The following is a 7677-nucleotide window of genomic DNA, read 5'->3' as shown; positions in this document are numbered from 1 at the left end:
AGTCGCCAACTACGAGGGCTAAGATTATCGTCCGGGATGCAACAGGTATGCCATTGCCTTGCTTAGACGCCGATGGTCATGGCTGGGGACGGATTCTTGTGTGTCTGCCTGTTCGATCCGCGAGAGCGCTTGAAGTAGCTCTTTCGCCAAACTTCTTGTTGCGTGGTCACCGTAATCTACTATCAACCCGCACAGTTCGCGCGCGTGGCGGCGCAAATGCTTTCCTGCCTCCCGCTCGGTTCCTAGCCGCAGCGCACGGGTCAGTGCGTACCATCCGTATGCAGTGATCAAAGCTGAATTGCTGAGTGAATGCCCCATGCCATCCAGATAACGCCCCATGATTGCTAGTCGCCTATGCCAGCCATCCTGGTTCGCTTGTACTAAGGCGTTGTCTTCGATCAGTTGTGCAACGTCGTATCCCATCGGGACGAAGTCAGTGGACTCAAGATCAATGGCTACGATTCGTCCTGCGGGGTCCACGAGCCAGTTGGACGCATGACCATCCCGTTTCCTTACCAACGGAAGTTCCCTTGGAAAGTGGCTATGCAAAGAATTCACGAAACCCTCAGCCTGTTCCGGCTCGAAGAGGGTTCTCGACCACATCTTGAGATAGTCCTTCAGCGACCGCCACGCTGATTTACCTGCCGGAGGGCTCCCCGCGACGCGATGAAAAACCGCAAGAAGATCTACGATTGACTCGAGTACATCTAAAGCCTCTTCTGTGCGTAGTTCGCTCACCAATCGTCCAGTAGCACGTTGAGAAACGTGTACCCATTTTCGGTCATCGTCTGAAGGAAACTCGAAGATGGCAAGTGAACGAGGCACTTCGAACCGATTTGCATCACCCAGTCGGGTAATCTCATTTCGCAGAGCAGTCAGCATCAATGCTTCGTGCTCCGCCTTTGCTTTGGTCGTCCGCTTAAAGACGAACGTCTCCGACAGAAATCCTCTTGCGTCTGCAACAGCGAAGACCTCATTACGTCCACCCAAGTTTGACCGTGCATAGATGGCTGATTTCAGCGCAAGTATTGCCGCGTCCCCCCAACTACCATCAGTAGATGCCCCCCCTATGGGGTTACCGACAAGGTAGTCTCGCACTCGCGCAATGCCAATTCGCGGAAGCGGCCAAGTTGAATGGGTGGCGGAAAGCTCATTGAATATCTCTTGAGCCCGGAATGCCAGCTTCTGATTTCCAGTGCGCTTCGCAGCCGAAAGCGCCGCCGCTCCAGCCTCCCATTTGGCGTGTCTGTTCCACGAAGATCTCTCAGAGAGCCAAGCTGTGATATTTACGTAGCAAGAAAGGTCACTTGGTTCATGGAACTCGGCAGGCCCGTCCACCATTTGGCGCAGGAGTCGGGCGCTCAACACAGCAGCAGGCGCCGATCCTTTACTTATTCGTAGAATTTCAAGCCCATTGATTACTCGTCTTGTAACGTCCCAAAGTTTGGTTGATGGCTCCGTAGCCATTAAAGCAAGTAGCCCTCTTGGAAGGGCCATTGATCGGGCAGGAATATCCAGCCCACCTTTTTCGGCCTCTGTAACCAAGGTAAAGAGAACGTTGCTGCGGGCGCTTTCAACACCGGTCTTGGGGCGAAACGATACCAGCTTCTCCTTTGCGACTTGAAGATGGTGCTTAGCGTCCGAGAGCTTCGATGCTGTAAGCTGAAAAAGGCGGAATCGAGCCTCTGCCTCGGCGAGCTCTGTGCCTGTCGCAATCTTCGAATGCACCGACAGGAGATCTAGCGCGTCTTCTAATAGTTGGGCATCACCAATTTGATCGAACTGTAGAACCAGAAGTTCAAGTCGATAACTAAGTGTCTCGGTCTGCAGATTTCCGAGAGTCATCGATTCTAGGGAGTACGACAAGGCCCTTGAAAGCGTCTCTGACGAAACATTGATCCAGCGACCGATCATTGCAACTGCAGTCGCATACTTGCCAGTAGCTATTTTTCTTGTGCTATCCGAAAGTAGCTTACTCTCTATAGAGAACCGGAACTCTGACAGTGCTATTCGAAAGCGCGCTATGGCTACATCAATCTCATCGCCAGCAAAACTCTGCTTTGCACTTTCGTGCAAGGCATCAGCAGCTCGATACGCAACATTCGCTAGAGTCTTGGAGAAATTCAACCTCAGCGTCGACATTGAGTCCCCCATATCAGCGGGATGTCGACGTTGGTGTTCAAGTATCAAAAGGAGGGCAGGCGTCGGGAGAGTAACTTGTTCTTTGAGTACTTTTCGCCACATCTCCGCTGCGATTGAATGTCCATCAGGGCAAATGAGTGTGCCCAACTCCAATGACCACGGTGAATCGGTAAGCCACTTGATCGCGGAATCTGAACCAAGGAAGGCAAGCGAAGTAAAGCTTTCGGCTAGTTCAGGTGCCCATGAATGTAGCGCACCAGCAATCTCATCAGTTCGTCTCATGGACAGCCTTCCCTCTCAAATCGCCGGAATTTAAATATTGCAAATCATAGCGTAGCCGGTTGGATTGCAGAAGCTGAATACGCTCCGGTTTTTGGATAGAACACGTTAACACAGCAAAGCAAAGCGGACATAATTTCGAGCGATTTGTAATGGCCGCTTCGACGTCCTCCCAAATTTGAGTAGCACGCAGCTTTGGAGTCCAATCCCTTCCATCAAGGAGACTGGACGTGAAGAAACGCTTTTCCGAAGAACAGATCATCGGCTTCCTGCGCGAAGCCGAAGCCGGCTTGCCGATCAAGGAGCTGTGCCGCCGACATGGTTTCTCTGAGGCCAGCTACTACCTCTGGCGCAGCAAGTTCGGCGGCATGAACGTCTCCGATGCCAAGCGGCTCAAGGAACTCGAGGCCGAGAACACCCGGCTCAAGCGCATGCTGGCCAATTCCATGCGCGAGAACGAGGTCATCAAGGAAGCCCTGCAAAAAAAGTGGTGACCGCACCAACGCGACGCGACCTGGTGCGGTTCTTAGCAGGGCGGGGCCTGAGTGAGCGCTGGGCGTTGCGCATCGTCCGAATGAGCCCGAGCGCCTTGCGCTACCAACCCCGGCCAGACCCGAACAGATAGACCGGCGCCAATTGGTCTGGTTGTCTGAGCCTCAAAGAGGCTCGATCAAAGCCGCCCCCTGATTGCGTGTGTTGCCTATAGCAACCGGCACCGCCCACCACTCGAACTCATCACCTGGCCTGGCCATATGCAGCAGCAGCTGGCTGGCGAGGTCTGGCGATACATTGGGATCCAGCCAAGCCAGCACATCCGCCTGACCAAACACCACCGGCCGACGATCGTGCACGTCTACCATGCCGCCGACTGAATCCTGGGTGATGATGGCCATGCCGTGCTCCGGTCCTTCGCTGGGCTGGCCGGGCTCGAATAGCGTGATGGTGGCCAGCCAGAGCGGCTGCCGATTCTTGGCGGTGATGTAGTACGGCTGCTTGCCGCCGCCTTCCAGCGCCAGCCATTCGAACCAGCCGTCCACTGGCATGATGCCGCGGCGACGTTTCTCCCACGGTGCGCGGTAGTAGCCGCTGCCGCCCAGCACCTTCTCGATGCGGGCATTCGGATAGCCGCCTTTGGTCTTGGACCAAGCCGGCAGGTAGTTCCACCACACCCAATCCGCTGCCGGTGCACCTTCCTCGCCAAGCCGATGCAGCATGAGCTGGCGTGTGCCTGGCGGCACGTTATAGCGCGGTGGATCGTCGAGGCCGTCGAGTTCGTGATCCCAGCCCAGATGCTCGATGTAATCCCAGCCCTGCCGCGTTTTGGCCACTCGCCCGCACATGGCTTGCTCCTATTCGACTTCACCAGCCTAGACCATCCGGCCATCGCCTCTGTTTTGCCGAAATAGAACGAACGTTCTATATTTTGAGCTTTCAGGAGGGCAACGCCATGCACACCAAAGAAGTCTTCAGCTTTCGCTACTTCGACCGCACCCGCGGGAAGTGGCTGACCAGCACCCACAAGCTCACCGTGGAGGAAATCCGCGTGCAGTACGTGGATGCAATCCCGCTTGCTGGTTCCAGGGAGGTGTGGACCGTGTACGACAACCCGGCGGAAGCACTGGCCACAGCGAGCACCAGCTATTATCCGCCGAATCAGAACTAGCACGCGCGGAACCGAGGAATAGACGGTGGAACGCTTTGCGCAGTTTTCGAGCCGGGATGTGTTCCGCGTGGCCGCTGGCTGGCGCCCGGAAAAGCGCGAGGACCGGTGGCCGGCCCGCTACAACATCAGTCCTGGCGATCAAGTGCTGGTGATGCACGAATTCCAGGGGTACGACCGGCGTGAGATTGCCATAGCCCGATGGGGGTACCGGCCAGGCTGGGCCGAGCGCCGCAGCCTGCCCGCAGAGCCGACCTTTGCCGGGCCGAAGGCGCCTGAATCCAAGTATTTCAAGCTGCTATGGGAGCACCGCCGCCGGTGTGTGGTGCCCATGGATGGGTGGTATGAATGGCTTGAGGTGGATGGCCGGCGCAGAGCCTATTTCATCCAGCGCAAGGGTGGGCGCCCGTGTTACGCCGCTGCGCTGACTAACGTGGACCCGGCCGATCCGTGGCGCGCATCCGGGGTGACGATCCTGACCCACCCGATCGAGCACGGCGTGGTGGATCGCGCGGTGCCGCGGCCGGTGCTGCTTTCCCGCGAAGCCATGAGCCAGTGGATATGCCAGAGCACGGTACCGTACGACTGCGGGCCAATGCTGGCCCACCCGACAGCACCGGATCTGGAAGCGATTGCGCTAGCAGCATCGATGAGCAATCCGAAGGCGGAAGGGCCGGATTTGCTGGAGCCGTTGCTGCTGGCGAGAGCGTGAAGCTGCCGGCGGAACAACAGCGCCAACCGCGCACCAGCATGTGCAGCACTGCAGCTACGGTGTCGGTACGATTGGCATAAATATGCGGATGTGCTCCCGGAAGAAATCGTGACGCTCCTTAGCGAAGATCCAGCAAGGCAGTAAGAAGAAGGGGCAGTGTTCTCTGTAGCCCACAGGGCCAGGATGGCGTGCTGCTGCGCACCTAGGTGCGGCAAGCGGATTTGAGTGAACATCGCGGCGTTCGGCGAAGCATCCGGATATGTGTCACCAATCCAGCACCTTTGCTTTCGGCTTCTTGGCAGAGTCCACACTACTTTTGGATGCCCGCTTTCGTTGCCTGCCCTGTAGCTTGGCAAGCTGCACTGGTGAGGGTTGCATCTCAGGGATGAACTGGTCCGCAGCGTCGATCATGCCCAAGACGCCCATGATGGCTAGCACTGTTTCGAGGTGTGCCTTGCCACACTCTGCGCCTGCCACGGCTGTTCTGGAAATCCCCGCACGAAGACGAAGTTCTTCCTGGCTGATATTGGCTTGCAGCCTCGCAAACTTGAGACGAGCACCCAGCTCTTGGGCTTGCGCGGTCACGGTGGTGTAGCTCGATAGCTTCATGGCATGAAAATCAATGCATTGATGGCAAATTATGACACTAATGCGCTAATAACAATGCACTACAAGACAACGAATGCAGCGTGTTGCGATCGATGTGGAGTCGAAAACTACTGCGTGACGAAGACAACAATGTTGCGCCTGGCACTACTGTCTGCGTGCGGGCTGCGGTTGTCTATCCGGACCTCATGTGTAGCCGCCGGATTCTGCCAATCATGTCCATGGAAATCACACCTCGAACCCCGCTGCTTAAATACGCGGCAGGGTAGATTGAACACCCGGCTCACTTTTACTTCGGCACTACCTTCACAACTGGCTCATTTTCCGGTCGGCGCCAATATCGATCAGCGGGGATGGAAAGCGCGGTCAATGTACTTCTCCAGGATGGCTTGAGCTGCTTCCCAATTTCTCGACGAGTTGGTCGCCATGAGATCTGCGTAGGTCACCACGTGCGGGGTCAAACCGACCTCGCCGCGGATCGGCGAATCAAGAGCCTCCGCATACGGCCAGAAGGTTTCCATCACCTCGATGTTGCCATTTGGATCGGCCTTGAATCGGTAAGCCATCATGAGCTTCCGAAGGTGGTCTTTTCCCAAGGAAGGGTCGAAGTAAAGTGTTCCCTCTCCCGCGTGCAGCAGATCCGATGTTCGTTCCGCAGCGACCTCACCGCCCCATAACAAGCCTTCTGGCAAATCCGGCGCCTCTCTCCAAAGCGCGTCCGAGTCCGTTGCAAAGCGCCTTGGGCGCATCTTCGGCCGAAGCTTTGATGCATATCCCACTACCCACTCCTGGAACAAGCGTGGCTGATCTAGCCACACTCGATCGCGTTGTCGCTCGCCCACGATGCTTCTCTTCTTGAGCACTTCAAAGGCATCGCTGATCGTGCCGATAGAGGCCCCAGACAGGCGCGCTAGGTCCCGGTACGGCGCGCTGATCAGATTGCGATCACACAGTAGGGGAAAGATGACCTTTAGGTAGGCGGTCGAGCCCGCCTTCGCGGCCGGCGCGAACTGCTGCTTGATTTCCTCGCTCAATCGCATGCCGACAATTGCTGTTTCGTAGCGCTCCGTTGAGATGAACCTGTTGCCCGCGGTGTCGATAAACGCCAGCTGGTTGGCACGGCACCACAGTGCCTGTTCCTCCGACATGCACACCGTGGCGATCATCCTGGGCTTGCCCATGCTGCTCGTTGCTCTCTGTTGGCGCTGCAGCTCCATGATCAGTCTTGACCTGGAGACGCGCTGAACCACCTCCAGCAAATAGGTAATCCGTTCACCTCGAACCTCTAGCATGACTTCCGCGTCGGCTCCGTGGTCCCTACGCGGACGCTCTTGCAGCATTTGCCAGTCGCACACCTTCACCCGATCCGGATCCTCGATCGCTTCTAGTGCAGCTCGAAGGATTTGTTCCTCTTGTTCAATGAGGTTCACGTCCGCATCACTGAGCATGTTCATTTTTCATATATGTTCATTTTTCATGAAAAGCATCAGAAGCTGAACAACCTTGGCACCACCTACATACGTGCTTACAAAGCTCGCTCGTGCAGCCCACATCCTCCCGCACCAAGGTGGCCTCGGCAGGCCGTTTCTTGTTATTTGCGGGCGCGATGTTACTGCGCCAGCCATTCACAACCATGGGCTACCGAAGCCCCCTGGGGGATTCAGCGCCAGAAGTAACCTCATCGGAAACGTTCATCCGGTAAAGCTAAACCGAGTCTGGATATAGATCGACAAGCGTGCACTCCGGTCGGAGGAGAAGCGCTTTTACCAAGCGCAACACCCGCCGCGCATCATGGCCGGAGGCTTTATGAATAGCCTGAAGCTTGTGCTCATCCAGAACGCGACCCGACAGCGCCTGGAAGCGCGCGCAGATGAACCTAATGAACTCGGCGCCGAGCACCGGGAAATCCTGCGGCACGACGAAGTCGAAGAACGGCCCGTCAGGCGCATTGAGTAGTTTTCGTAGATCAGCGTTAGAAGACGCGGTGAACAGGACATGGATGTTCGCTGGCGCGGTATCGAGCAGCGTGCGCAGCGCTGCCGTAAACGGCAGGAACTGTGGTGACGTCGCCAGATGCTGCACCTCATCGATCACCACCAGGGCATGCCGTGCTTCGAGTTGCCCCTGCCACTGATGAAACTTCCTGGCCAGTCTACCCACGTTATCTGAGGTCGCAGGCTCAGCGTTTACAGCCCTGTCCAGTTCGGCGCCAGCCACACCCAGCCCCGCTATTTCGACTAGCTCACCAGTGAGGGAGTGGCTCTGGCCCAGAAGTGCC

7 protein-coding genes and 1 pseudogene are annotated in these 7677 nt (G+C 56.8%); 3 read left to right on the top strand and 5 right to left on the bottom strand.

Translation table 11 applies throughout. The features are described 5' to 3' along the window. Window positions 1-24: 24 nt before the first annotated feature. Complete coding sequence (locus NLI84_RS17350) at window positions 25-2424, bottom strand: phosphotransferase (RefSeq protein WP_255992043.1); 2400 nt, start codon at window positions 2422-2424, stop codon at window positions 25-27. A gap of 227 nt (window positions 2425-2651) precedes the next feature. Here NLI84_RS17350 and NLI84_RS17345 point away from each other — a divergent pair. Then, window positions 2652-3040: pseudogene (locus NLI84_RS17345) on the top strand (transposase); the annotation flags it as partial. A gap of 37 nt (window positions 3041-3077) precedes the next feature. Here NLI84_RS17345 and NLI84_RS17340 read toward each other — a convergent pair. Further along, the gene (locus NLI84_RS17340; RefSeq protein WP_255992042.1) at window positions 3078-3761 is read right to left on the bottom strand and encodes an SOS response-associated peptidase; all 684 of its coding nucleotides are present in this window, start codon (window positions 3759-3761) and stop codon (window positions 3078-3080) included. A gap of 107 nt (window positions 3762-3868) precedes the next feature. On the opposite strand from NLI84_RS17340, the gene NLI84_RS17335 reads away from it, so the two are divergent. Together NLI84_RS17335 and NLI84_RS17330 are read left to right on the top strand one after the other, a co-directional pair. Then, window positions 3869-4084 carry a hypothetical protein gene (locus tag NLI84_RS17335; protein WP_255992040.1) on the top strand — a complete coding sequence of 72 codons (216 nt, stop codon included), beginning with the start codon at window positions 3869-3871 and terminating at the stop codon, window positions 4082-4084. Window positions 4085-4109: 25 nt separating this feature from the next. Next, entirely contained in the window at window positions 4110-4793 is a 684-nt protein-coding gene (locus tag NLI84_RS17330; protein WP_255992038.1) for an SOS response-associated peptidase, read from the top strand. A gap of 264 nt (window positions 4794-5057) precedes the next feature. On the opposite strand, the gene NLI84_RS17325 is transcribed toward NLI84_RS17330, so the two are convergent. From NLI84_RS17325 to NLI84_RS17315, 3 genes are all read right to left on the bottom strand, one after another. Continuing rightward, window positions 5058-5402, bottom strand: a complete 345-nt coding sequence (locus tag NLI84_RS17325; protein ID WP_255992037.1) for a helix-turn-helix domain-containing protein — start codon at window positions 5400-5402, stop codon at window positions 5058-5060. A 341-nt stretch (window positions 5403-5743) separates the two neighbouring features. Beyond that, window positions 5744-6853, bottom strand: coding sequence for a type IV toxin-antitoxin system AbiEi family antitoxin (locus tag NLI84_RS17320; RefSeq protein WP_255992036.1), 1110 nt, complete (start codon window positions 6851-6853; stop codon window positions 5744-5746). A 250-nt stretch (window positions 6854-7103) separates the two neighbouring features. Then, a partial coding sequence (locus NLI84_RS17315; protein WP_255992035.1) for a P-loop NTPase family protein occupies window positions 7104-7677 on the bottom strand: 574 nt, incomplete at its 5' end.

Origin of the sequence: Chitinolyticbacter albus (assembly GCF_024437655.1) — a bacterium.
Taxonomy (GTDB): domain Bacteria; phylum Pseudomonadota; class Gammaproteobacteria; order Burkholderiales; family Chitinibacteraceae; genus Chitinolyticbacter; species Chitinolyticbacter albus.
The sequence above is the reverse complement of the archived record's forward strand: the minus strand, read 5'-3'. Positions and strand labels throughout refer to the sequence as shown.

What these genes read in the sequence shown, in the direction of transcription:
- NLI84_RS17340 (WP_255992042.1), bottom strand. Translation starts at nt 3,761, where the DNA reads ATGTGCGGGCGAGTGGCCAAAACGCGGCAGGGCTGGGATTACATCGAG.
- NLI84_RS17320 (WP_255992036.1), bottom strand. Translation starts at nt 6,853, where the DNA reads ATGAACATGCTCAGTGATGCGGACGTGAACCTCATTGAACAAGAGGAA.
- NLI84_RS17325 (WP_255992037.1), bottom strand. Translation starts at nt 5,402, where the DNA reads ATGAAGCTATCGAGCTACACCACCGTGACCGCGCAAGCCCAAGAGCTG.
- NLI84_RS17350 (WP_255992043.1), bottom strand. Translation starts at nt 2,424, where the DNA reads ATGAGACGAACTGATGAGATTGCTGGTGCGCTACATTCATGGGCACCT.
- NLI84_RS17335 (WP_255992040.1), top strand. Translation starts at nt 3,869, where the DNA reads ATGCACACCAAAGAAGTCTTCAGCTTTCGCTACTTCGACCGCACCCGC.